We start from the raw sequence: 23,314 nt of genomic DNA, 5'->3' as shown, positions 1-23,314 counted from the left end.
GCGGGGCAACGCAGAATGCCCGCCATGAAATCTCCTGTCGCCATCGCCTGCCTGCTGGCCGCCACCTCGTCCTCAGTCCATGCGCAGGATGTGGGTAGCGTGCCGAGCCTGGGCGAAGTCACCGTCACCACGCCGCGTGGGGCCGAGCCCGTGTTCGACGTCGCCGGCTCGGTGAGCCGCGTCGAAGGCGCCGAGATCCGCGACATGCGCCTGCAGTCGCAACTCTCCGAGGGCCTGAACATCGTGCCCGGCCTGCAGGTCCAGAACCGGCAGAACCTCGCCCAGGACCTGCAGATCTCCATCCGTGGCTTCGGCGCGCGCTCCACCTTCGGCGTGCGGGGCATTCGCATCTACGTCGACGGCATCCCCGCCACCCTGCCCGACGGCCAGGGCCAGACCTCCAACATCGACATCGGATCGCTCGATCGGGTCGAAGTGCTGCGCGGTCCCTTCTCGGCGCTCTACGGCAATTCCTCGGGCGGCGTGATCCAGTCCTTCACCGAGACCGGCGAAGGACCGCCCAAGCTGGGCTTTTCGCTGGCCGGCGGCAGCTACGGCACGATGCGCATCGGCTCCCAGGTCAGCGGATCGTCCGGTGCCGTCGACTACCTCCTGAGCGGCAGCCATTTCGAGACCGACGGCTACCGCGACCACAGCGAGGCCAATCGCGACATCGTCAACGGCAAGATGGGATTCAACCTGGACGATGGCAGCCGGCTCACGCTCATCCTCAACAGCGTGAAGCTGAGCGCTCAGGACCCGCTGGGCCTCACGGCCGAGCAGTACGCGCTGGACCCGCGCAGCGCCGCCGTCGCCGCCCAGTTCGACACCCGCAAGACCGTCGACCAGACGCAAGCCGGCCTGCTGTACGAGCGCCCGATCGATGCCAGCAACGCGCTGCGCCTGATGGTCTACGGCGGCCAGCGCAAGACCACGCAGTACCAGGCTATCCCGCCAACGGCGCAGGTGAGCCCGCTGAGCGCGGGCGGGGTCATCGGCCTGTCGCGGGACTACGGCGGCTTCGACCTGCGCTGGTTGTCGCAGATGACGCTGGCCGGCCGGCCCTTCGAGCTGGTCGCCGGCCTCGCCTACGACGACCTTCGCGAACAGCGCACCGGCTACGAGAACTTCATCGGCCCGGTCGCCAATCCGATCCTGGGCGTGCAGGGCAGGCTGCGCCGCAACGAGACCAACAAGGTCGACAACCTCGATCCTTACCTGCAGGCCACCTGGCGCCTGTCGGATCAATGGACGCTCGAAGCCGGCGTGCGCCGCAGCAAGGTCGACTTCGACTCGACGGACCACTACATCGTCGGGACCAACCGCAACGACAGCGGCAGCGCGTCGTACACCCAGACCCTGCCGGTGGCTTCGCTGCGCTACCAGGCGACCCGCGACCTGGCTTTCTACACCTCGGTGGGCCGGGGCTTCGAGACGCCGACGCTGAACGAGCTTTCGTACCGTCCCGACGGCCAGGGAGGACTCAACTTCGCACTGCAGCCGGCCACCAACGACAGCGTGGAAGTGGGCGCCAAGGCCCGCCTGGCGGGCGGCCTGCTGACGGCGGCGGTGTTCCAGACCCGCACGGACGACGAGATCGTGACCGCCACCAACGTGGGCGGCAGGGCCACCTTCCAGAACGCGGGGCGCACGAAGCGCGAAGGTTTCGAGTTGGCCTGGCAGCACGAGACGGAGAACCACTGGCGCACGCAACTCGCCTATACGTGGCTGGACGCGCGCTACAGCGATCCCTTCTGCGCCGTGCCGTGCACTCCCGCCACCTTCGTTCCGGCGGACAACCGCATCCCGGGGATTGCGCCGCAATCCTTCTTCGCCTCCTACGGCTGGGTGCCGCCGGACGGCTGGCGTGTCGGCACCGAACTGCGGGCGCTTGCCAGCATCGAGGCCAATGACCGAAACACCGTCAGCGTCCCGGGCTACGGGGTGGTCGCGCTGTTCGCGGGCTACGTCAAGAAGTGGCAGCGGTGGGAATTCAATGCCTTTGCGCGCATCGACAACCTCTTCGACAAACGCTATATCGGCTCGGTCATCGTCAATGAGGGCAATGCCCGCTACTTCGAGCCGGCTCCGGGGCGCAACTGGACGGTCGGCATGGGAGGCGCGTATCGTTTCTGAGTTCCGGCTGCAAGGAGTGCAAATGGAATTCAAGGATCGACGCGACGCGGGCCGCTTGCTCGCGAATGCGCTTGGCGCCTGGCGCGGGCGTACTGATCTTCTGGTGCTGGGGCTGCCGCGCGGCGGTGTGCCCGTCGCGTGGGAAGTCGCGCAGTTCCTGCGCGCGCCGCTCGACGTGCTGGTCGTGCGCAAGCTTGGTTTTCCGGGGCAGGAAGAATTCGCCATGGGCGCGATCGCATCCGGAGGCGTACGCGTGATGGGCGATTTCGACGGCGGCTGGCCGGTGTCGGAGCGGGCCATCGAGGCCGTGGCGGCGCGCGAGCAGGCCGAGCTGGCGCGTCGCGAGCGCCTCTATCGCGGCAACCGCGCGCCGCTCGCGCTGGCCGGAAGGGAACTGCTGCTGATCGACGATGGCTTGGCGACCGGGGCCACCATGTGCGCGGCCGTGAAGTCCGCCCGGATGGGCCAACCCCAGCGCATCGTGGTGGCCGTGCCGGTGGCGTCGCGAGAGGCGGTCCAGAGCGTAGGCGCGTTCGCGGACGAGGTGGTCTGCGTCTCCACGCCCGCGCACTTCCGCGCCGTCGGGCTCTGGTACGAGGATTTCGGCCAGACCAGCGACGAAGAGGTCTGCGAGCTGCTGCGCAGACCCTCCTGATTCCAGCGGCCGGGAAGCCTCAGAGGCCCGCCGCGGCGCGCAGGGCCGCCGCGTTGGCCGTGCTTTCCCACGTGAACTCGGGCTCTTCGCGGCCGAAGTGGCCGTAGGCGGCCGTCTTGCCGTAGATCGGGCGCAGCAGGTCGAGCATCTGGATGATGCCCTTGGGGCGCAGGTCGAAATGTTCCTGCACCAGCGCGGCGATCTTGTCGTCGGGGATGACGCCCGTGCCTTCGGTGTAGACCGTGACGTTCATCGGCTTGGCCACGCCGATCGCGTAGGCAACCTGGATCTGGCATTGGCGCGCGAGGCCTGCGGCCACGATGTTCTTGGCCACGTAGCGTGCGGCATAGGCGGCCGAGCGGTCGACCTTGCTCGGGTCCTTGCCCGAGAAAGCGCCTCCGCCGTGCGGGCAGGCGCCGCCGTAGGTGTCCACGATGATCTTGCGGCCGGTGAGACCGCAGTCGCCTTGCGGACCGCCGATGACGAAGCGGCCCGTCGGGTTGATCAGGTAGCGCGTCTCCTTGAGCCACTCCTTGGGCAGCACCGGCTTGATGATCTCTTCGATGATGGCTTCGTTGAACGAGGCCTTCATCTTGGTCGGTGTCTCGCTCTGGTCGGGGTGATGCTGCGTGGAAAGCACGACGGTGTCGATGCTGTGCGGCTTGCCGTCCACGTAGCGCATCGTGACCTGGCTCTTGGCGTCGGGCCGCAGGAAGGGCAAGCGGCCGTCCTTGCGCAGCTGCGCCTGGCGCTCGACGAGGCGGTGCGCGTAGTAGATCGGCGCGGGCATGAGCTCGGGCGTCTCGTCGCAGGCATAGCCGAACATCAGGCCCTGGTCGCCGGCGCCGGTGTTCAGGTGGTCGTCGCTCGCGTGGTCCACGCCCTGCGCGATGTCATTGGACTGCTTGTCGTAGCAGACCATCACGGCGCAACCCTTGTAGTCGATGCCGTAGTCCGTGTTGTCGTAGCCGATGCGCTTGATGGTGTCGCGCGCGACCTGGATGTAGTCGACGTGCGCGTTGGTGGTGATCTCGCCCGCCAGCACGACCAGGCCGGTGTTGGTCAAGGTCTCGGCGGCGACGCGCGAGCGCGGGTCCTGGGCGAAGATGGCGTCGAGGATCGCGTCGGAGATCTGGTCCGCCACCTTGTCGGGATGGCCTTCGGAAACGGATTCGGAAGTGAAGAGGAAGTCGTTCGCCATGTGATGAAACTCCATGAAGGTCCGATTGGCGCGTTGCCAACCCGGATGGAGCTTTGGCGAACGCTTTAGCAGTGATGTTTAACGTCGCCCTGCAAGTAGTTCCATAACTCAGCGACAATTTGCATTCTATTCGAGCCGCGCTGTAGGCTGCGCGCGCGTCCTGTTTTTACCCTCCCTGTTGTCGATGATCTCTCTCTTCCGTCTGCTCGCCCGGGTGCCGCTGCCTTTGATGCACGCGATCGGCGGAGGATTGGGCTGGCTGGTCTGGTGGCTGGCGCCGGACTACCGCAGGCGCTTCCGGGAAAACGCCGAAGCCGCCGGGTTCACGCCGGCGCAATACCGCCCCGCGATCACCGCCGCCGGCGCCATGGTCGGCGAACTGCCGTGGGTGTGGGCACGCCCCCAGGGCGAAAGCCTGCTGCCGAAGATCGTCCGCTGGGAAGGTGTCGAAGCGTTCGAAGCGGCGCTGGCCGCGCGCAAGGGCGTGATCCTCGTGTCGCCGCATCTCGGAAGCTGGGAAACCTTCGGCCAGGCGGTCGGCGAGCGCTTTTTCGAGGCCTATGGTCCGATCACGGCGCTCTTCAGGCCGGCCCGCAAGAAATTCATGGCGGAACTGATCGCCGGCTCACGGGACCGTCCCGGCCTGCAGACCCTGCCAACCACCGTCGCCGGCGTGCGGGGACTCATCCGCACACTGCGCAATGGCGGCTACACCGGCCTGCTGCCGGACCAGGTGCCGCCGCTGGGGCAGGGCGTCTGGGCGCCGTTCTTCGGCCGGCCGGCCTACACGATGACGCTGTTGCCGCGCCTCGCGCAGCAGACGGGCGCCCGCGTGTTTCTCGGCGTTTGCGAGCGGCTGCCGCGCGGCGCCGGCTACGCGATCCGGTTCGAGCCCTTCGACGGCACCGCGATGAGCGACCCCAAGGCCACGCCCGAGGCCGCCGCAACGGCCATGAACGAAGGCATCGCCAGCCTGATTCGCAGATTGCCGGGCCAGTACGTCTGGGACTACGCGCGCTACAAGCAGCCGCGCGCCGAAGCGGAAGCCGAGGTCGCCTCGTGAGCCTGACTTCGAGACTCGGCATCGCCTTCATGCGAACGCTGGCGCATGTGCCCTTTCCCCTGGTGCGAGGATTCGGCGCGCTGCTGGGGCCTGTGTTGCATGTAGCCGCGGTGCCTCGCCGGCGCGTCGTGGATGCCAACCTGGCCGTCTGTTTTCCGGACAAGTCGCCGGCCGAACGCCGCCGCATGGCGCGCGAGACCTTCGTGTACGTGGCGCAATCCTGGCTCGACCGCAGTTGGCTCTGGCATGCGCCCGAAGAAGTCGTTGCGCGGCGGCTCAAGGTGCATGGCGCGGCCAAGGAAATCGACGAGATCGCCAACGGCCACGAGCCGACGATCCTTTTCGCGCCGCATTTCTACGGCCTGGATGCAGCGGCCACCGCGCTGACGATGCATACGGCGCGGCCGTCGACCACCATCTACACCACCCAGCGGGACCCGATGGTGGACGAGTGGATACGCGAAGGCCGCAAGCGATTCGGCAACGTGATCACCCTGAACCGTGTCGACGGCATCAAGCCGATCATCGCGGGGCTGCGCAAGGGCGGTCTGCTGTATTTGCTGCCCGATATGGATTTCGGGCGCGACCAGACTGTCTTCGTGCCCTTCTATGGTGTGCAGGCGGCCACCGTGCCCTCGTTGTCGCGGTTCGCGCGCCTCGGGCGGGCCAAGGTGGTGCCGATCGTCTCGAAGCTCACCAGGGATGGCTACGAGATCGAGGTGCTGGAAGCCTGGAAGGACTTCCCGACCGACGACGTCATTGCCGACACCGCATTGATGAACCAGCGCCTGGAGGGCTACATCGACACCATGCCTTCGCAGTACTACTGGGTCCACCGCCGCTTCAAGACGCGGCCCGAGGGCGATCCGTCCGTCTACTGAGTCCGTCGCACGAAAGCTTCGATTTCGCTGGCGACGAACTGGGGCTGTTCGTGGATCAGCCAGTGTGTCGCGCCCGGCACCTTCTTGAGTTCGAGTTGGGGCACGTAGTCTTCGAGGCCTTCGAGCAGACCCGGCAGCAGTGCCGAATCGTCGAGCGCCCATAGCACGAAGGTCGGCGCCGAGACCGTCAGCCGTTCGCGCGGCAGGGTGGGAATCGGAGGGGCCGGCTGGCCGGGCATGGCCGGTTTCATCGGCGTGACGCGATAAAGGTTGCAAGCGCCTGTGAGCCCCGCGTCCCAGACCTCGCGGTACTGGTTCTTCACATCCTCCGTGAGCCAGCCGAAGCCGTCCGCCCCCGCCTTCATCAGCGTGAAAAAGGGCCACATCCGCCGATAGTCGTCGGCCGACAGCAGGGCTTCGGCATCGGGGCGTGCCAGGAAATTCATGTAGGCGCTCGCAGCCTGTTGCGCCGGGTTGTTCAGCAACTCGCGCGTGAAGGTGCCGGGATGCGGGGAATTGATGATGACCAGCCTGCCGAGCTTGTCGCCGTGGTGGTTGGCGTAGCCCCAGCCGAAGGCGCCGCCCCAGTCGTGCGCGACCAGGACCTCGATCTTTCCGTCCGGGCTTTCGCTCGCGGCGAGTTCGGCGACGTCCTGCACCAGGAGATGAGCGCGGTAGGCCGACACCTCGGCGGGGGAACTGGATTTCTCGAAGCCGCGCAGGTTGGGCGCGACGCAGCGAAATCCACCATGCTCAGGCTGCGCGAAGTATTCGAGCAGTTCGTCCCAGATGAAGGCGGCCTCGGGAAAGCCGTGCAGGAACACCATCAGCGGGCGTCCCGGCGTGCCGGCCGCACGGCAGCTCAAGGTGGTGCCGTTGGGCAGCTTGCGGGCGAAAGTCTCGATCACAGGTTGTCTCCTTGTTGCTCTTGGTTGGATGTCTCGGATTCAGGCAGAGAAGGGAGCGTCGCCGTGGCGATCCTTCAGCCCTGTTCGTCGACCTGTGGGGCCGGCTCCGCGGGCTTTTCGCCCTCCGGATGCGCCCAGCGCCAGAGCAGTTCGGCGGCCTCGTCCACGCCCTGCAGCTTCAGGGCCGAGAACAGTTTGACCTCGCCGCCGCCGGCCTGCAGTCGCGCAATCGACAGCGCCTTGGCGCCGTCCGACCGCGTGAGCTTGTCCGCCTTGGTCAGCAGCACCAGGAACTTGAGCCCCTGCTCGACTCGGGGCCGGATGACGTCCAGCAGGATCTCGTCCAGTTCGGTGAGGCCGTGGCGCGGGTCGCACATCAGCACGACGCCGCGCAGGCTCTCGCGCGTCATCAGGTAGTTGCCCATCACACGCTGCCAGCGCAGCTTCGCCTCGCGGGGCACGGCCGCGTAGCCGTAGCCCGGCAGGTCGGCCAGGACCGCGTCGTCGACCTTCTGCTTGCCAACGCCGAACAGGTTGATGTGCTGCGTCCGGCCAGGCGTCTTCGACGCAAAAGCCAGGCGCGTCTGCTGCGTAAGCGTATTGATGGCGGTCGATTTCCCTGCGTTGGAGCGGCCGACGAAGGCAATCTCGGGCAGGTCCAAGGGCGGCAAGTGCTCCAGCTGCGGGGCGCTGGTGAGGAAGTGGGCGGTGTGCAACCAGCCCCGGGCGACACGGGCGCGTTCGGCGGCCGCGGCGTCCACGGCCGGAGCCGTGCGGGAGTAGGGTGCGGCCGGCTTGCGCGGCGGGGTGGTCATCAATGAGCTTTCGGAACGGGGCGCCATTGTAGAATCGCCGGGTTTTGCGCCCTAAATCTAAGCCCCCGATATGAAGTTGTTTGCCAATTTTCTGCTTGCAGCCCTGTTGGGCGTCGCCGCCAGTGCCAGCTTCGCCGCCGACGAGCATGCCGCCAAGCCGGCAGCCGAGGCGCCTCCGAAGGCGGCCAAACCGGATCCGGCCAAGGGCGACACCATCTTCAATGCCACGCCGGCCAACGGCCAAAGCTGCGCCTCGTGCCATAACGCCGACGGCAACTCGGCCATCGCCGCAAACCCCAAGCTGGCGCAACAGCACCCCGAATACATCCTCAAGCAATTGCAGGACTTCAAGTCCGGCAAGCGCAAGAGCGCGATCATGAAACCGTTCGCGTCGGCCCTGTCGGACGAAGACATGCGCAACGTCGCCTGGTTCGTGGGATCCAAGAAGATCAAGACCGGCTATTCGAAGGAGAAGGACTTGGTCGCGCTGGGCGAGCGCATCTTCCGCGGCGGCATTGCGGATCGCCAGATTCCTGCCTGCGCGGGCTGCCACAGCCCGGACGGGGCCGGTATTCCAGCCCAGTACCCCCGCCTCGGCGGCCAGCACGCCGACTACACGGTGGCCCAACTCGTCCAGTTCCGCGAAAACGTCCGCCTGAACTCGGCGCCGATGAACGGCGTTGCCGCCAAGCTCAACGACCGCGAAATCAAGGCAGTGGCCGACTACATTGCCGGGCTGCGCTGATTCGCAGCGGTTCAGTGTGAACTAACCGCCGATAACAAACCCCAAACAAGGCGGGCCGATCCAGTAAGGATGGCCCGCCTTTTTTGCTTCCCACGGTTCGCTCCTCATGTCAGTTTCCACCCACGGTCTTCGAGTCCGTCGCGGTCCCCCAGTGGTCCGCGCGGCGGTGGAGCTTTTGTCGTCGATGCGCTTCGCGATCGCGCTGCTGACGATCATCTGCATCGCATCGATCATCGGCACCGTGCTCAAGCAGCACGAGCCCATCAACAACTACATCAACCAGTTCGGGCCCTTCTGGGCCGAAGTGTTTCGCGCGGCGAAGCTCGATTCGATCTACAGCGCGTGGTGGTTTCTCCTGATCCTCGCGTTCCTCGTGATCAGCACCTCGCTGTGCATCGCCCGCAACACGCCGCGCATCCTGTCGGACCTGAAGACCTACAAGGAAGGCATCAGGGTCCAGAGCCTCAGGGCTTTCGGCCAGCGGGCCGAGACCGTGCTCGACGAAACGCCGGATACCGCAGCCAATCGAATCGGCCAGTTGCTGGCCACCGGTGGCTGGAAGGTCAAGCTCCAGCACCGCGATGGCGACGGGTGGATGGTGGCCGCGCGCGCGGGCGGGGCACACAAGCTCGGCTACATCGCCGCCCACAGCGCGATCGTGCTGGTGTGCATCGGCGGACTGCTCGACGGCGATCTGATCGTGCGGGCGCAGACCTGGTTCAACGGCAAGAGCGTCTACACCGGCGGCGGCCTCATCGCCGATGTCCCGCCCCAGCACCGCCTGTCACCGAGCAATCCGACCTTCCGCGGCAACATCCTGGTGCCCGAAGGCGCCCAGTCGAGCGTTGCCATCCTCAACCAGTCGGACGGGGTGCTGCTGCAGGACCTGCCGTTCTCCATCGAACTGAAGAAGTTCATCGTCGACTACTACTCCACCGGCATGCCCAAGCTGTTCGCGAGCGAGGTGGTGCTGCACGATCGCGAGACGGGCAAGCAGATCCCGGCGCGCATCGAGGTGAACCACCCGGCGAGCTACAAGGGAATCGAGATCTACCAGTCGAGCTTCGACGACGGTGGCTCGAGCGTGAAGCTGAAGGCCGTGCCCATGGCCGCCGCGGCCAAGCCCTTCGAGATCGAAGGCACCATCGGCGGCAGCTCTGAAATCACCAATGGCACCGACCGGCTCACGCTGGAGTACACCGCGCTGCGCGTGATCAACGTCGAGAATTTCGCCGAGAGCGCCGGCGGCGCGATGACGAGCGGAGCCGACGTGCGCAAGGTCGATCTGCACAACAGCCTGGAATCGCGCCTGGGTGCGGCCAACAAGACCAACAAGCCCAAGGTGCTGCGCAACATCGGACCAAGCGTCGGCTACAAGCTGCGCGATGCGGCCGGGCAGGCGCGTGAGTATCAGAACTACATGGTTCCGGTCGATACCGGCGATGGCCAACCGGTCTTCCTGCTCGGCATGCGCGAGCGGCCGGAGGAGCCGTTCCGCTACCTGCGCGTGCCGGCCGACGAAAAGGGGTCGATGGAGACCTTCGTGCGCATGCGTGCGACGCTGGCGGATGCCGATGCACGTGCGCGCGCCATCGACCGCTACATCGCCCGAACGACCGATCCGAAGCGTCCTGAACTTGCCAACCAGCTTCGCTCCTCCGCCGCGCGGGCCCTGGCGCTGTTCGCCGGCGCCGAGCGCGCGAAGACCGACGCGGTGAGCACCGGCGGCTGGCAGGCGATCGCCGAGTTCATGGAAGCCAACATCCCCGAAGGCGAGCGGGAGCGCGCGGGCGCGGTGCTGGTGCGCATCCTGAACGACGTGCTGTTCGAGGTGTTGAACGTGAGCCGCGAGAAAGCCGCTCTCGCGGACATGCCTCCCGACGAGAAGACGCAGACCTTTCTGACCCAGGCGGTGCTGGCCATCAGCGATGCCCATTTCTACCCGGCGCCGGTGGCGTTGATGATGACGGACTTCAAGCAGGTGCAGGCCAGCGTGTTCCAGGTCGCCCGCGCGCCGGGAAAGAACATCGTCTACCTGGGCTGCCTGTTGCTGATCATCGGCATTTTTGCGATGCTGTACGTGCGTGAGCGCAGGCTGTGGGTCTGGCTGGCGAAGGATGACGCCCACGCGCGCGGCACGGCGGCCACCATGGCCTTTTCGGTCAATCGCAAGACCATCGACAGCGATCGCGAATTCGAGCACCTCAAAGACAAGCTGCTCGCCATCAGGAAAGACACGGCGCCATGACCACCACCACCCTCACGCTCAACGACAGCTGGCTTTCGCGCCGCAACGCCTTCGACTGGGTTTTCGCGATCCTGGTGGTGGCCGGCGGACTCTTTGCCTTCTCGCGCTATGCCGGCTCGATGGACATCTACGAGAAGACCATTCTGGTGGCGGCCGTGCCCGCGGCCATCTGGCTGGGATGGTTCTGGCGGCCGCTGCGGGTGCTGGCGATCGTGGTCGCTGGCGCGGCGTTGCTGGCCATCGCGTCCTACCAGGGCGACCTGGCGCGCGCCGACTCCGTGTTCTGGCTCAAGTACTTCCTGTCGAGCCAGTCCGCCATCCTCTGGATGAGCGTGCTCTTCTTCATGAGCACCCTGTTCTACTGGATCGGATTCTTCGGCGGCAAGCAGGGCGACACGATGGACCTGATCGGCTCGCGTCTTGCGTGGGCGGCCGTCACCATGGCGCTGATCGGCACGATGGTGCGCTGGTACGAAAGCCACCAGCTGGGCCCGGACATCGGCCACATCCCGGTCAGCAATCTCTATGAAGTGTTCGTGCTGTTCTGCTGGCTGACGGCGACTTTCTATCTCTACTTCGAATCGCGCTACGGCACGCGCGCCTTGGGCGCATTCGTGATGCTGGTCGTGAGCGCGGCGGTCGGCTTCCTGCTCTGGTACACGCTGGTGCGCGAAGCGCATGAAATCCAGCCGTTGGTGCCGGCGCTGCAGAGCTGGTGGATGAAGCTGCACGTGCCCGCCAATTTCATTGGCTATGGCACTTTTTCGCTGGCAGCGATGGTCGCGTTCGCCTATCTCATCAAGGAGCAGGCGAATGAGACGCGCTGGTTCAAGCTCACGCCGATCTGGCTGCTGGGCGTGGCGCTGTGTTTCGTGCCCGTGGCGTTCCGCCAGCGGGTGCAGGAAGCGGGCGGCAGCTACTGGGTGGGCTACGCGGCGCTCTCCGCCCTGATCGCAGCGGGCATTCTGCTGGGACGCAAGCGAATTGCTGCCCGGCTGCCAGCCAACGAAGTGCTGGACGACGTGATGTACAAGTCCATCACGGTCGGCTTCGCCTTCTTCACGATCGCCACCGTGCTCGGCGCCTTGTGGGCAGCCGATGCCTGGGGCGGCTACTGGAGCTGGGACCCCAAGGAAACCTGGGCGCTGATCGTCTGGCTCAACTATGCGGCCTGGCTGCACATGCGGCTGGTGAAGGGGCTGCGCGGCACCGTGGCCGCCTGGTGGGCTCTCGGCGGGCTGGCGGTGACCACCTTTGCCTTTCTCGGCGTCAACATGTTCCTGAGCGGCTTGCACAGCTACGGCACCTTGTAGGCGCCGGCGCGCGGAATTTTGCGATGAACTGAACCAACGGCGCGTTTTTCGCGTAACCGGATCATCGTTGGCAACGAACTCATCGGGGCACAGCAATTCAGGTGAAAGGCAACCATGTTGATTCAATCCCGTGACAACGGCTTCATCCATCCGCGTTCGAGCGAGATCACTCCGCGGGGCGTCTATGAAGGCCGGCGCGACATGCTCAAGTGGCTGGCCAGCGGCGCGGCTGGTGCAGCGATGGCGTCATGGGCCGCCCGCGATGCGCTGGCGCAGGTCGCGGCACCTGGCAAGCTGGCGCCATTGCCTGGCGTGAAGTCGACAGTCCCCGGCGCGCAGACCATGGAAAAGGTCAGCGACTACAAGGACGCCACCAGCTACAACAACTACTATGAGTTCGGCACCGACAAGGGCGATCCGGTCAAGAACGCCGGCACGCTCAAGACGAAGCCCTGGACCGTCGAGGTCGAAGGTCTGGTCAAGAAGCCCGGCAAGTACGGCATCGAGGACCTGATCAAGCTCAGCGCGCAGGAAGAGCGCATCTACCGGCTTCGCTGCGTCGAAGGCTGGTCGATGGTCATTCCGTGGGTGGGCTATTCGCTGGCGGAGCTCATCAAGAAGGTCGAACCGCAGGGCAATGCCAAGTACGTCGAGTTCGTCACATTGGCCGATCCCAAGACCATGCCCTTCGTCGGCTCGCGCGTCCTGGACTGGCCCTATGCCGAGGGCCTGCGCATGGACGAGGCGATGCACCCGCTCACGCTGCTGACCTTCGGCATGTACGGCGAAGTGCTGCCCAACCAGAACGGGGCGCCGGTACGCATCGTGGTGCCGTGGAAGTACGGCTTCAAGAGCGGCAAGTCGATCGTCAAGATCCGCTTCGTCGAGAAGGAGCCCGGTACGGCGTGGAACAAGGCCGCCGCGCAGGAATACGGCTTCTATTCGAACGTGAATCCCAACGTGGACCATCCGCGCTGGAGCCAGGCGACCGAGCGCCGCATCGGCGACGGCGGCGGACTGTTCGCCAAGCGCACCAAGACGCAGATGTTCAACGGCTACGAAGCGCAGGTCGGCCAGCTCTATGCGGGCATGGACCTGAAGAAGTTCTACTGAGCCGGGCCTGTCGTGAACAAGCTCCTGATGCACCCGGCGGCCAAGCCGCTGGTGTTCGTGTTGTGTTTGCTGCCGTTTGCATGGCTGTTCTACGGCGCACTCACCAACGGCCTGGGCGCCAATCCGGCGGAACACCTGATCCGTTCGACCGGCGACTGGACGCTTCGCTTCATCTGCATCGTGCTGGCCGTCACGCCGCTGCGGGTGATGACCAATGCCAATTCGCTGGCGCGCTTCCGGCGGATGCTGGGCCTGTTCGCGTACTTCTACGTCGTCGTGCACCTGCTGAGCTATAGCTGGTTCGACATGGAATTCGACGTGGCGGAGATCGCCAAGGACATCGCCAAGCGCCCGTTCATCCTGGTGGGATTTTCGGCCTTTGTCCTGTTGACGCCGCTGGCTGCGACCTCGTTCAACCGGGCCATCAAGGCCTTGGGCGCGAAGCGGTGGCAGACGCTGCACAAGCTGGTGTACGTCATCGCAGGGCTGGGCCTGCTGCACTTCTTCTGGATGCGCGCGGGCAAGAACAACTTCGCCGAAGTATTCGTCTATGCCGCGATCATCGCTGTGCTGCTCGGGTGGCGCGTATGGAACCACGCCAGCAAGAAGCCGCGCCCGAGCGGCGGTTCACTCAGTCGGCCAGCCGCTCGCTGAGAAGTTGGTCGTCGATGGTTTCGCGGCGACGAATCAGGGTGGCGCGCTCGCCGCTCACCAACACCTCGGGGGCGCGGCCGCGGGTGTTGTAGTTGCTGGCCATCGCCATGCAATAGGCGCCTGCGGAAAGCACGGCCAGGAGGTCGCCCGACTGCACCTTCAATGCGCGGTCGCGGCCGATCCAGTCACCGCTTTCGCAAACGGGACCCACGACGTCGTAGGTGACCGCGGGGGGCTCGGCGCGTTCCGGCGCCAACGGCACGATCTGGTGGAAGGCCTGGTACATCGCCGGCCGGGGCAGGTCGTTCATCGCCGCATCGACGATGCAGAAATTCTTGTCCTCGCCGGGCTTGGTGAAGAGCACCTCGGTCACGCACACGCCCGCGTTGCCGACCAGCGATCGGCCGGGCTCGACGATCAAGCGGCGCTGGCCAAAGCCTCGCGCGTCGAGGCGCGCCAGAAGCTGGTGCCAGAGCGCATCGGCTGCGGGCGGCGTGTCGCCGTTGTAGTCGATGCCGAGGCCGCCGCCGAAATCCAGGTGGTGCAGGGCCACGCCGGTCTTCTCGATGGCTTCGACGAGGTCGAGCACCCGCTCCAGTGCCTCGAGATAGGGCGAGGCGTCGGTGATCTGCGAGCCGATGTGGCAGTCGATGCCGACGACCTTCAAGCCCTTTAGCGACGCGGCGTGCTGGTAGATCGCGACCGCGCGGTCATGGGCAATGCCGAACTTGTTGCCTTTCAGGCCGGTCGAGATGTAAGGGTGCGTCTTCGGGTCGACGTTGGGGTTGATGCGCACGCTGATCGACGCCACGCGGCCTTCCTCGAGCGCGACCTCGTTGAGCACGTCGATCTCGGCTTCGCTTTCCACGTTGAAGCATCCGATGCCCGCGGCCAACGCCTGGCGCATTTCGCCCCGCGTCTTGCCGACCCCGGAGAAGATCACCTTGACCGGATCCGCGCCGGCGGCAAGCACTCGCGCGAGTTCACCGCCCGAGACGATGTCGAAGCCGCAACCGGCCTCGGCGAAGACGCGCAGGACGCCGAGCGACGAATTCGCCTTGATCGCGTAGCAAACCATGGCGTCGCGACCCTCGAAGCCACGCTGGTAGGCGGCCAGGGCGTCGAGCATCCACTGCCTGGAGTAGACGAAGAGGGGGGTGCCGTATTGGCGAGCCAGTACGGGGAGCGGCTGGCCTTCGACGTGCAGGACGCCGTCCTTGCGTGCAATGTGCGGGTGGCCTGGCAGGTGCGCGGCAGTGTTCATTCCGCGTCTCCCTTCTTGGCCGGTGCGCTGCCGGCGGGCGCGACAGGCTGTGCAGGCTTGGCTGCCGCATCCGGCGCGGCGGCCGAACCGGGCAGCAGCAATTCCGGGAGCGTGGCGCGGTTCTTCGCAGCGGCTTCCGTCGGCAGGTAAAGCGCACCCCTCTGGCCACATGCGGTCAGGCCGACCCCAACGAGCGCGAGGCCAACGGCGCTCACTAGAATTTGGCGAACATTCAACATGGCGAAATTGTAATGACCGACCCCGAGTACATGGACCGCGCGGAAGCAGCGCTTGCGGCGATCGAACGAAGCTGCGATCGCATCAATGACGCCACCGACGTCGATATCGACAATCAGCGCGTGGGCGGCATGATCACGATCACTTTCGGCAACGGCAGCCAGTTGATCATCAACCTGCAGAAGCCATTGCAGGAAATCTGGCTGGCCGCTCGTTCAGGCGGCTATCACTATCGCCACGACGGCGGCGCCTGGGTCGACACCAAGACGAACGAGGAATTCTTCGGCAACCTGTCGCGAGAGGCGACGCTGCAAGCCGGTCAGCGGCTCACGTTCGCGGCTGACTGACCCGCTGACTAGTTGCGGAAGAGGTCGAGGATCCGGTTGCGCTCTTCCGGCGCCGGCGCCGCGCCGATGGGTGCGCCCGAGATCGCCTCTGCCGCTGGCGTCGGCCCGCTCTCGACGCCCAGCGTCGCGACGCCTCGGCCCGGCGCGTAGTCGTCGTAGTACCACTCGCCGCCGACGTTGACCACGCCGGAAGGCGCAGGCACCTCGGCCACGGGAACGCCCTTGATGGCCGTTTCCATGTAGTTGATCCAGATCGGCAGGCTCAGGCCGCCGCCCGTTTCGCGATCGCCGAGCTTGCGCGGCGTGTCATAGCCCATCCAGGCCACTGCGGTCATGGTGGGCTGGAAGCCGGCGAACCAGGCGTCGAGCGAATCGTTGGTGGTGCCGGTCTTGCCGTAGAGGTCGGTGCGCTTCAGGGTGGCCTGGGCCTTGGCGGCGGTGCCGCCGCTCGCCACGGATTGCAGCAGGCTGTCCATGATGTAGGCGTTCCGTTGCGGAATCGCGCGCAAGGTTTCGTTGAGCAAGGGCGGCTGCTTGTCGACCAGCACCTTGTCCTTGTGATCGGTCACGCGCGTCACGAGGTAGGGATTGACGCGGTAGCCGCCATTGGCGAACACCGAATAGGCGGTGGCCATCTGCATGGGCGTCACCGAACCTGCGCCCAGTGCCATCGGCAGGTAGGCCGGATGCTTTTCACGCTCGAAGCCGAAGTTGGTGATCCAGTCCTGCGCGTAGCGCGTGCCGATGGATTGCAGGATGCGGATCGACACCATGTTCTTCGACTTCATGAGCGCACGGCGCATGGACATCGGACCCTCGAAATTGCCGTCGTAGTTCTTCGGCTCCCACGGTTGGCCGCCGGTCGTACCCGCGTCGAAGAACAGCGGCCCGTCGTTGATCACCGTTCCGGGGGTGAAGCCCTTTTCCAGTGCAGCCGAATAGATGAATGGCTTGAAGCTCGATCCGGGCTGCCGCCATGCCTGCGTGACGTGGTTGAACTTGTTCTTGTCGAAATCGAAGCCACCGACCATGGCCTTGACGGCACCGTCGCGCGGGTCCATGGCGACGAATGCGCCCTCCACCTCGGGCAACTGAGTGATCTCCCATGCGCCCTTGGGCGTCTTGGCGACCCGAATCACCGCGCCGCGGCGGATCCGGATGTTGGGCGGTGCCTTGTCGGACAGACCCGATTGGGCAGGCTTGAGGCCATCCCCCACGATCTGCAGGGTGTCGCCATTGCCGCGGACCGCCGTGATCTCCTTGGCATTGGCCTTCAGCACGACCGCCGACATCACGTCCCCGTTGTCAGGATGGTCGGCCAGCGCGTCATCGACGGCTTCGTCGAGTTCCTTCGCGTTCGCGGGCAGGTCGACGAACTTCTCGGGGCCGCGATAGATCTGCCGGCGTTCGTAATCCATGATGCCCTTGCGCAGCGCCCGGTACGCGGAGGCCTGGTCGGCGGCGACGAGAGTCGTGTAGACCTTGAGGCCTCGCGTGTAGGTGCTGTCGCCGTACTGCGCGTACATCAACTGCCGCACGGTTTCCGCGACATATTCGGCGTGCAGCCGTGTCGGGTCGGCCGCGTCGCGCAGGTGCAGTTCTTCCTTCTTGGCGTCCGCCGCCTGCTCGGCGGTGATGAAGCCGGCTTCCTGCATGCGGTCGATCACATACAGTTGGCGCCCGCGTGCGCGTGCCGGATTGTTGACGGGGTTGTTGGCGCCGGGCGCCTTCGGCAGGCCTGCCAGCATGGCCGCCTGCGCGATCGTGATGTCCGACAGCGGCTTGCCGAAATAGGCTTCCGATGCAGCGGCGAACCCGTAGGCGCGATTGCCAAGGTAGATCTGGTTCAGGTAGATCTCGAGGATCTGATCCTTGGTGAGCAGATGCTCCAGCTTGAAGGTCAGCAGGACCTCGTAGATCTTGCGGGTCAGCGTCTTTTCGGAACTCAGGTAGACGTTGCGGGCCACCTGCATCGTGATGGTGGAGGCGCCCTGGCTCTTCACGCGGTTCATGTTCGCGAGGCCCGCACGGACCATGCCCTTGTAGTCCACGCCGCCGTGGTCGTAGAAGCGCGAGTCCTCGGCCGCCAGGACGGCATCCTTCATCACCTTCGGGATGGTCGAGATCGGCGTGAGGTTGCGCCGCTCTTCGCCGAATTCGCCGATCAGGATGCCTTCAGACGAAAAAACGCGCAGCGGCAGCTTCGGGCGGTAATCCGAAAGTTCCGAGATGTCGGGCAGGTTCGGATAAGCAACCGCCAGGGCGACGGCGATCACGCAAATCACGGCAACAACGCCCGCCGCGGCGATTCCCAGACCCCACAATACGATCCGCATCAGCCAGGTCAGCCAGGCTGGGCGTTTGGGTTTGGAAGAGGGGGCCTTGGATGGCCCTTTGGGTCGAGTTGTTTCGGGCATTGAGGCTCTTGGAGTCAGCGAGCATTATAAAAACGCGACTCTCCAAGACGGTCGGTCGGTAGCAGTTAGGACCCAAGTACTCTTATTTGTGACGTAAGTTGCAGATCGGAACCGTTACGTCGACTTTTGACAACGATTGGCGCTGCACTGGGGATTCGCCGCTTGGTTGGCGTTGTACCTTGCTGCTAGCATGCAACCACTCGCAATTTTTTCCAATCGTTACAAACGGATGGGATCGAACTTGACTGCTCTGGGATCGTTGTTTCGTCGTCAGCCCGCGCCCTTGCTCGGGTTAGACGTCAGTTCGTCCAGCGTCAAGCTGGTCGAGCTCGGCCGTGACGCGAGCGGCAAGTTGGTACTCGAGCGGTGTGCGATCGAGCCGCTCGAGCGTGGTTGGATCACCGACGGCAACGTCGAGAAGTTCGATGAAGTCGCAGAGGCCGTTCGCCGCGTCGTGCGCAAGAGCGGCACGCGGACCAAGAACGTCGCGCTGGCCCTGCCGCCATCGGCCGTCATCACCAAGAAGATTGTCTTGCCGGGCGGCATGAGCGAGCAGGAGCTCGAGATCCAGGTCGAATCCGAGGCCAACCAGTACATACCCTTCTCTCTGGACGAAGTCAGCCTCGATTTCTGCGTGATCGGCCAAAGCGCCAATTCGGCAGGGGACGTCGAGGTGCTGATTGCAGCGTCGCGCAAGGAAAAGGTGCAGGATCGCCAGGGCTTGGCCGAGGCGTCGGGCCTGAAGGCGGTGATCCTGGATGTGGAGTCCTACGCTTCGCGCCTTGCCACGGCGCGGCTGATCGAGCAGCTTCCGAGCCAGGGCCGCGACGCCGTGGTTGCGCTGTTCGAGGTGGGCGCCTTCACGACCAGCATGCAGGTCCTGCGCAACCAGGAAGTGCTTTATGACCGCGACCAGGCTTTTGGCGGTGCCCAGCTTACGCAGCTCATCGTTCGGCAGTACGGCTTCTCGGCCGAGGAGGCCGAAGCCAAGAAGCGGAGCGGCGAACTGCCTGACGACTATGGATCGGGCGTCCTCAAGCCCTTCGTGGCGAGCATCGCGCAGGAAATTGCCCGGGCGCTGCAATTCTTCTTTACCAGTACGCCGCACAACCGCGTCGACTATGTCTTGCTGGCTGGCGGTTCGGCCGCATTGCCGGGCTTGACCAGCGCGGTCACGCGTCAGACCTCCTTTGCCTGCTCGCTCGTCAATCCGTTCGATGGAATGGAGATCGGCAGCGGAATCCGTGAAAAGAAGGTGCGGCGCGAAGCGCCGTCCTATCTGACCTCGTGCGGCCTCGCGATGCGGAGGTTCCTGCAGTGATCCTGATCAACCTGCTCCCGCACCGGGAAGCTGCGCGCAAGCGTCGGCGCGAGACCTTCTACGCCACGCTGGGGCTCTCCGCAGTGCTTGGCGGCGTGATCGCCGGCATGGCATTTCTCTGGTACCAGGCCCAGATTTCCAGCCAGCAGTCGAAGAACAGCCTGTTGCAGTCCGCGATCACCAAGCTCGAATCGGAAATCAAGGAAATCTCGACCCTGCAGGCTGAAATCGCCGCCTTGAGGGCCAGGCAGCAGGCCGTCGAGGACCTCCAGGGCGACCGCAACATGCCCGTGCATCTGCTCAACGAGCTTGTCCGGCAATTGCCCGACGGCGTCTACCTGACGAGCATGAAGCAGGACAACCAGACTGTGACGCTGCAAGGCATGGCCCAGTCCAACGAGCGGGTGTCGGAGTTGTTGCGCAACCTCGGCAACAACAGTCCGTGGCTGGTCAAGCCGGAACTCATTGAAATCACGTCGGGCAACGTCAACCTGAGCCCACGAGATCAGCGTCGCGTCGCGAACTTCACGATGCGCATCGGCCTCAAGCGACCCACCGACGCACAGAAAGCCGCAACGCCCGCGGGCAAGACTGCAGCGCCTGCTGTCAACAAAGGGTAGGCGCTCATCATGGCAACCAAACGCTCATCCCGGAAGATCGACCTCGCGACCGCCATGCGGCGCTTTGGCCAGCAATTCCAGGGTCTCAATCCGAATGATCCGTCGGCCTGGCCGGCAGTCCCGCGGTACGCCTTGTGCGTTGCTGTCGCGGCGCTGGTTCTGGTGGCCTTGTGGTTCGTCTGGCTCACCAATTCGAACGACGAACTCGAAGCCGAGCGCGCGAAGGAAGTCTCGCTCAGGGCGGACTACCAGAAGAAGGTCGTGCAGGCCGCCAATCTTGAGTTGCTGAAGAAGCAGCGCGAGCAAGTGCAGCAGTACGTCACGCTGCTTGAGAAGCAGTTGCCGAGCAAGGCGGAAATGGACGCCCTGCTGTCGGACATCAACCAGGCCGGGCTCGGGCGCAGCTTGCAGTTCGAACTCTTCCGGCCGGGCCAGGTGTCCATCAAGGACTACTACGCCGAGTTGCCGATTGCCGTGCGCGTGACGGGTCGCTACCACGACATGGGTGCCTTCGCGGCAGACGTTGCCAATCTCTCCCGCATCGTGACCCTGAACAACCTGGCCGTAACTCCGCAGAAGGATGGGAACCTGGTCATGGATGCCACCGCCCGCACTTACCGTTATCTGGATGAGGAAGAGCAGGCCATGCAGAAACGTGCTGCTGCCGCCGCGGCGGGAAAGAAGAAATGAGATCACTCCGTTTTTTCTGGCTCGGCGTAGCCGTGGTCGGCCTGAGTGGCTGCTTCGGCTCCGAAGAGGAGGACCTTCAGCGCTGGATGGCCGAGCAGCGGGCGCAGGTTCGCCCTACGGTGCCGCCCATCACGGAGCCGAAGAAGTTCACTCCCCAGGCCTACACGGAAGGCGCGGTCATCGAGCCTTTCAATATGCAGAAGTTGACGCAGGCATTGCGCCGCGACGCGAGCCAGCCCAGCACCTCCGGCCTGATCGCGCCCGAGCTCTCCCGTCGCAAGGAGGCGCTGGAGGCCTTCCCGCTCGACTCGATGGCGATGGTCGGTAGCCTGAATCGCAATGGGCAGCCGGTCGCGCTGGTCACGGTCGACAAGCTGCTCTATCAGGTTCGGGTAGGCAACTATCTGGGACTCAATTACGGGCGCATCACCCGTATCAGTGAAACCGAACTCGCCTTGCGTGAAATCGTGCAGGACGCCGCCGGTGAATGGATTGAACGCGTGGCGACGCTGCAGTTGCAAGAGAGGACGAAATGAACCAACAAAAATCAATGCTCGCGCGCTGGCTGCGCGTTGCAGGTGCGGCTGTCCTCGCGTTGAGCGCGGCGGTCGTTCATGCGCAAAACGCCATCGAGTCGGTCACGAGCTCGATGCAATCGGGCGCCGAGGTCATTCGGATCGATTTCACCCAGCCGCTGTCGACGCCGCCGACGGGTTTTGCCATCCAGTCGCCGGCTCGGGTCGCGCTGGATTTTCCGGGTGTGACGAACGCGATCGGCCGCTCGGCGATCGAGGTCAACCAAGGCAATCTGCGTTCGGTCAACGTCGTCCAGGCCGGCGAGCGGACTCGCCTGGTGCTGAACCTCAAGCAAGCGACCGCGTACAAGACCGAGATCCAGGGCAAGTCGCTTCTCGTCTCTCTGGAGCCTGTTCCGGGCGCGGCGATGGCTGCGTCGTCACCCTCCTCATTCGCGGAGAACCGGAACCGCGACACCCTGCCATTGCGTGACGTCGATTTCCGCCTGGGTTCGGACAACACCGGACGCGTGATCGTGGACCTGGCCAACAACCAGGTGGGCGTCGACATTCGCCAGCAAGGCAAGAATCTCGTGGTCGAGTTCACCAAGTCGACCTTGCCGGAAGGCCTGCGCCGCCGGCTCGATGTTTCGGATTTCGGCACGCCTGTCCAACTCGTGACAACGCAGCAGGCGGGAGACCGCGTGCGGATGGTCATCGAGCCCAAGGGCGACTGGGAGCACAGCGCCTATCAGAGCGAGAACCAGTTCGTCGTCGAAGTGCGCCCCCGCAAGGTCGACCCGACCAAGCTGACGCAGGGCGTCGGCTACACGGGCGAGAGGCTCTCGCTGAACTTCCAGAACATCGAGATCCGCTCGCTGCTGCAGGTCATCGCCGACTTCACGAACTTCAACATCGTGACCTCCGACTCCGTGACCGGTGCCCTCACGCTCCGACTGAAGGACGTGCCGTGGGACCAGGCGCTGGACATCATCATGCAGGCGAAGAACCTGGGCATGCGCAAGAACGGCAGCGTCCTGTGGATTGCGCCCAAGGATGAAATCAACGCCAAGGAAAAGCTGGAGTTCGAGGCACAGGCAGCCATCCAGAACCTGGAGCCGCTTCGCACCCAGTCGTTCCAACTCAACTACACCAAGGCGATCGCGATTGCCCAGGGGTTGACGGGTACGGGTGCCGGTGCGGGCAGTGGTGGCGGCGCGGGTACGACCTCGCGCATCCTGAGCCCCCGTGGCAGCGTGATCGCTGAATCTCGTACCAATCAGCTCTTCGTTTCGGACATCCCGTCCCGCCTGACGCAGGTCGCCGAACTGATCCAGAAGCTGGACGTTCCGGTGCGCCAGGTGCTGATTGAGGCCCGCATCGTCGAAGCCGCGGACACCTTCGGGAAGTCGCTGGGCGTGCGTCTGGGCGGCGGGATCGCCGGTGGCTCGGTGGGTTCGCTGAACGGCAGCCAGGTCTTCGGCAACGCCGGGGTGATGCCGGTCGTCACGCCGGGCTCCAACGGCAGCCCTCCGACGTCGATCACGACCTTCACGAACTCCAACTTCGTCAACTTGCCGTCCACGGGCGTCGCCGGCAACGGCAATGCGCCCGGCACGTTCGCGATCTCGCTGTTCAATTCCAGCTTCTCGCGGATGCTGAATCTGGAAATCTCGGCCCTGGAAGCCGATGGCAAGGGCAAGGTGGTGTCCAGCCCCCGTGTCGTGACGGCAGACCAGACCAAGGCGTTGATCGAGCAGGGTACTGAACTGCCTTACCAGGTCGCGACTTCCAGCGGCGCCACCTCGATCGCGTTCCGCAAGGCCAACCTCAAGCTCGAGGTGACTCCGCAGATCACGCCCGAAGGCAACATCATCCTGACGCTCGACGTCAACAAGGACACGGTGGGCCAGGCGACCACGGCCGGTTTCGCGATCAATACCAAGCACGTGCAAACCGAGGTGCTGGTCGAGAACGGCGGCACGGTCGTCATTGGTGGTATCTTCGAACTCGTCGAATCCAATGACGAGTCGCGCATACCGGTGCTCGGTGAAGTGCCCTATGTCGGTGCACTGTTCCGTACGCGCACTCGCACTGCGAACAAAACTGAAATGCTCGTCTTTATCACCCCGAAGATGATTACCGATCGCAACGCTGCGCGTTGATGCGCA

The 23,314-nt window shown here is 64.8% G+C and carries 21 protein-coding genes; 15 read left to right on the top strand and 6 right to left on the bottom strand.

What is annotated here, in order from left to right; translation table 11 throughout:
• Window positions 1-24 precede the first annotated feature (24 nt).
• Entirely contained in the window at window positions 25-2,136 is a 2,112-nt protein-coding gene (locus tag QTH97_RS08310) for a TonB-dependent receptor domain-containing protein (protein WP_286567658.1), read from the top strand.
• Between the two features lie 22 nt (window positions 2,137-2,158).
• A complete protein-coding gene (locus tag QTH97_RS08305) occupies window positions 2,159-2,791 on the top strand; it encodes a phosphoribosyltransferase (protein ID WP_286567657.1) in 633 nt (210 codons plus the stop codon).
• 19 nt (window positions 2,792-2,810) lie between these two features.
• Here QTH97_RS08305 and metK read toward each other — a convergent pair whose 3' ends face one another.
• Window positions 2,811-3,992, bottom strand: a complete 1,182-nt coding sequence (gene metK, locus QTH97_RS08300) for a methionine adenosyltransferase (RefSeq protein ID WP_028249298.1) — start codon at window positions 3,990-3,992, stop codon at window positions 2,811-2,813.
• Window positions 3,993-4,176: 184 nt separating this feature from the next.
• On the opposite strand from metK, the gene QTH97_RS08295 reads away from it, so the two are divergent.
• Window positions 4,177-5,055 carry a lysophospholipid acyltransferase family protein gene (locus QTH97_RS08295; RefSeq protein WP_286567656.1) on the top strand — a complete coding sequence of 293 codons (879 nt, stop codon included), beginning with the start codon at window positions 4,177-4,179 and terminating at the stop codon, window positions 5,053-5,055.
• On the top strand, window positions 5,052-5,936 hold the full coding sequence (locus QTH97_RS08290; protein ID WP_286567655.1) for an LpxL/LpxP family acyltransferase: 885 nt from the start codon (window positions 5,052-5,054) through the stop codon (window positions 5,934-5,936). Before QTH97_RS08295 ends, QTH97_RS08290 begins: the two co-directional genes overlap by 4 nt.
• On the opposite strand, the gene QTH97_RS08285 is transcribed toward QTH97_RS08290, so the two are convergent.
• Window positions 5,930-6,844: an alpha/beta fold hydrolase gene (locus tag QTH97_RS08285; RefSeq protein ID WP_286567654.1), complete on the bottom strand. Its 915-nt coding sequence runs from the start codon at window positions 6,842-6,844 to the stop codon at window positions 5,930-5,932. The two genes, QTH97_RS08290 and QTH97_RS08285, sit on opposite strands and share 7 nt — an antisense overlap.
• 74 nt (window positions 6,845-6,918) lie before the next feature.
• The gene (gene yihA / locus QTH97_RS08280) at window positions 6,919-7,659 is read right to left on the bottom strand and encodes a ribosome biogenesis GTP-binding protein YihA/YsxC (protein ID WP_286567653.1); all 741 of its coding nucleotides are present in this window, start codon (window positions 7,657-7,659) and stop codon (window positions 6,919-6,921) included.
• A 70-nt stretch (window positions 7,660-7,729) separates the two neighbouring features.
• Here yihA and QTH97_RS08275 point away from each other — a divergent pair, with 70 nt between their 5' ends.
• From QTH97_RS08275 to msrQ, 5 genes are all read left to right on the top strand, one after another.
• The gene (locus QTH97_RS08275; protein ID WP_286567652.1) at window positions 7,730-8,404 is read left to right on the top strand and encodes a c-type cytochrome; all 675 of its coding nucleotides are present in this window, start codon (window positions 7,730-7,732) and stop codon (window positions 8,402-8,404) included.
• Between the two features lie 106 nt (window positions 8,405-8,510).
• Window positions 8,511-10,652, top strand: a complete 2,142-nt coding sequence (locus QTH97_RS08270; protein ID WP_286567651.1) for a cytochrome c biogenesis protein ResB — start codon at window positions 8,511-8,513, stop codon at window positions 10,650-10,652.
• Window positions 10,649-11,965, top strand: coding sequence for a c-type cytochrome biogenesis protein CcsB (gene ccsB, locus QTH97_RS08265; RefSeq protein WP_286567650.1), 1,317 nt, complete (start codon window positions 10,649-10,651; stop codon window positions 11,963-11,965). The genes QTH97_RS08270 and ccsB overlap by 4 nt, the downstream gene beginning before the upstream one ends.
• Window positions 11,966-12,079: 114 nt before the next feature.
• A complete protein-coding gene (gene msrP, locus QTH97_RS08260; protein WP_286567649.1) occupies window positions 12,080-13,078 on the top strand; it encodes a protein-methionine-sulfoxide reductase catalytic subunit MsrP in 999 nt (332 codons plus the stop codon).
• Between the two features lie 12 nt (window positions 13,079-13,090).
• Window positions 13,091-13,732 (top strand): protein-methionine-sulfoxide reductase heme-binding subunit MsrQ, encoded by a 642-nt coding sequence (msrQ, locus tag QTH97_RS08255; protein ID WP_286567648.1) that lies wholly within the window; start codon window positions 13,091-13,093, stop codon window positions 13,730-13,732.
• Here msrQ and lysA read toward each other — a convergent pair.
• Both lysA and lptM read right to left on the bottom strand, forming a co-directional pair.
• Window positions 13,710-14,996, bottom strand: coding sequence for a diaminopimelate decarboxylase (lysA, locus tag QTH97_RS08250; protein ID WP_286567647.1), 1,287 nt, complete (start codon window positions 14,994-14,996; stop codon window positions 13,710-13,712). The genes msrQ and lysA overlap by 23 nt on opposite strands.
• A complete protein-coding gene (gene lptM, locus QTH97_RS08245; RefSeq protein ID WP_286567646.1) occupies window positions 14,993-15,235 on the bottom strand; it encodes an LPS translocon maturation chaperone LptM in 243 nt (80 codons plus the stop codon). The genes lysA and lptM overlap by 4 nt, the downstream gene beginning before the upstream one ends.
• 12 nt (window positions 15,236-15,247) lie before the next feature.
• Between lptM and cyaY the strand changes: the two genes are divergently transcribed.
• A complete protein-coding gene (gene cyaY / locus QTH97_RS08240; protein WP_286567645.1) occupies window positions 15,248-15,580 on the top strand; it encodes an iron donor protein CyaY in 333 nt (110 codons plus the stop codon).
• An 8-nt stretch (window positions 15,581-15,588) separates the two neighbouring features.
• Here the strand turns inward: cyaY and QTH97_RS08235 are convergent, their stop codons facing one another.
• The gene (locus QTH97_RS08235; RefSeq protein ID WP_286567644.1) at window positions 15,589-17,997 is read right to left on the bottom strand and encodes a penicillin-binding protein 1A; all 2,409 of its coding nucleotides are present in this window, start codon (window positions 17,995-17,997) and stop codon (window positions 15,589-15,591) included.
• 241 nt (window positions 17,998-18,238) lie between these two features.
• Between QTH97_RS08235 and QTH97_RS08230 the strand changes: the two genes are divergently transcribed.
• From QTH97_RS08230 to QTH97_RS08210, 5 genes are read left to right on the top strand one after another with little or no spacing between them, the layout of a single operon-like run.
• Window positions 18,239-19,318, top strand: a complete 1,080-nt coding sequence (locus tag QTH97_RS08230; RefSeq protein ID WP_286567952.1) for a pilus assembly protein PilM — start codon at window positions 18,239-18,241, stop codon at window positions 19,316-19,318.
• The gene (locus tag QTH97_RS08225) at window positions 19,315-19,938 is read left to right on the top strand and encodes a PilN domain-containing protein (protein ID WP_286567643.1); all 624 of its coding nucleotides are present in this window, start codon (window positions 19,315-19,317) and stop codon (window positions 19,936-19,938) included. The genes QTH97_RS08230 and QTH97_RS08225 overlap by 4 nt, the downstream gene beginning before the upstream one ends.
• A gap of 9 nt (window positions 19,939-19,947) precedes the next feature.
• Window positions 19,948-20,628 (top strand): type IV pilus inner membrane component PilO, encoded by a 681-nt coding sequence (locus QTH97_RS08220; protein WP_286567642.1) that lies wholly within the window; start codon window positions 19,948-19,950, stop codon window positions 20,626-20,628.
• Window positions 20,625-21,164 (top strand): pilus assembly protein PilP, encoded by a 540-nt coding sequence (locus tag QTH97_RS08215; protein WP_286567641.1) that lies wholly within the window; start codon window positions 20,625-20,627, stop codon window positions 21,162-21,164. Before QTH97_RS08220 ends, QTH97_RS08215 begins: the two co-directional genes overlap by 4 nt.
• Window positions 21,161-23,308, top strand: a complete 2,148-nt coding sequence (locus tag QTH97_RS08210) for a type IV pilus secretin PilQ (protein ID WP_286567640.1) — start codon at window positions 21,161-21,163, stop codon at window positions 23,306-23,308. Before QTH97_RS08215 ends, QTH97_RS08210 begins: the two co-directional genes overlap by 4 nt.
• The last annotated feature ends 6 nt before the right edge of the window (window positions 23,309-23,314 follow it).

This window comes from Variovorax gracilis (assembly GCF_030317115.1).
GTDB classification, from domain to species: Bacteria; Pseudomonadota; Gammaproteobacteria; order Burkholderiales; family Burkholderiaceae_C; genus Variovorax; species Variovorax gracilis.
This window is presented reverse-complemented; position numbering and strand designations above follow the sequence as displayed.

Excerpts from the sequence above, each read along its gene's own strand:
- QTH97_RS08310 (WP_286567658.1), top strand. The coding sequence starts at position 25 with ATGAAATCTCCTGTCGCCATCGCCTGCCTGCTGGCCGCCACCTCGTCC.
- QTH97_RS08305 (WP_286567657.1), top strand. The coding sequence starts at position 2,159 with ATGGAATTCAAGGATCGACGCGACGCGGGCCGCTTGCTCGCGAATGCG.
- metK (WP_028249298.1), bottom strand. The coding sequence starts at position 3,992 with ATGGCGAACGACTTCCTCTTCACTTCCGAATCCGTTTCCGAAGGCCAT.
- QTH97_RS08295 (WP_286567656.1), top strand. The coding sequence starts at position 4,177 with ATGATCTCTCTCTTCCGTCTGCTCGCCCGGGTGCCGCTGCCTTTGATG.
- yihA (WP_286567653.1), bottom strand. The coding sequence starts at position 7,659 with ATGACCACCCCGCCGCGCAAGCCGGCCGCACCCTACTCCCGCACGGCT.
- QTH97_RS08275 (WP_286567652.1), top strand. The coding sequence starts at position 7,730 with ATGAAGTTGTTTGCCAATTTTCTGCTTGCAGCCCTGTTGGGCGTCGCC.
- QTH97_RS08270 (WP_286567651.1), top strand. The coding sequence starts at position 8,511 with ATGTCAGTTTCCACCCACGGTCTTCGAGTCCGTCGCGGTCCCCCAGTG.
- ccsB (WP_286567650.1), top strand. The coding sequence starts at position 10,649 with ATGACCACCACCACCCTCACGCTCAACGACAGCTGGCTTTCGCGCCGC.
- msrP (WP_286567649.1), top strand. The coding sequence starts at position 12,080 with ATGTTGATTCAATCCCGTGACAACGGCTTCATCCATCCGCGTTCGAGC.
- lysA (WP_286567647.1), bottom strand. The coding sequence starts at position 14,996 with ATGAACACTGCCGCGCACCTGCCAGGCCACCCGCACATTGCACGCAAG.
- lptM (WP_286567646.1), bottom strand. The coding sequence starts at position 15,235 with ATGTTGAATGTTCGCCAAATTCTAGTGAGCGCCGTTGGCCTCGCGCTC.
- cyaY (WP_286567645.1), top strand. The coding sequence starts at position 15,248 with ATGACCGACCCCGAGTACATGGACCGCGCGGAAGCAGCGCTTGCGGCG.
- QTH97_RS08235 (WP_286567644.1), bottom strand. The coding sequence starts at position 17,997 with ATGCCCGAAACAACTCGACCCAAAGGGCCATCCAAGGCCCCCTCTTCC.
- QTH97_RS08220 (WP_286567642.1), top strand. The coding sequence starts at position 19,948 with ATGGCAACCAAACGCTCATCCCGGAAGATCGACCTCGCGACCGCCATG.
- QTH97_RS08215 (WP_286567641.1), top strand. The coding sequence starts at position 20,625 with ATGAGATCACTCCGTTTTTTCTGGCTCGGCGTAGCCGTGGTCGGCCTG.
- QTH97_RS08210 (WP_286567640.1), top strand. The coding sequence starts at position 21,161 with ATGAACCAACAAAAATCAATGCTCGCGCGCTGGCTGCGCGTTGCAGGT.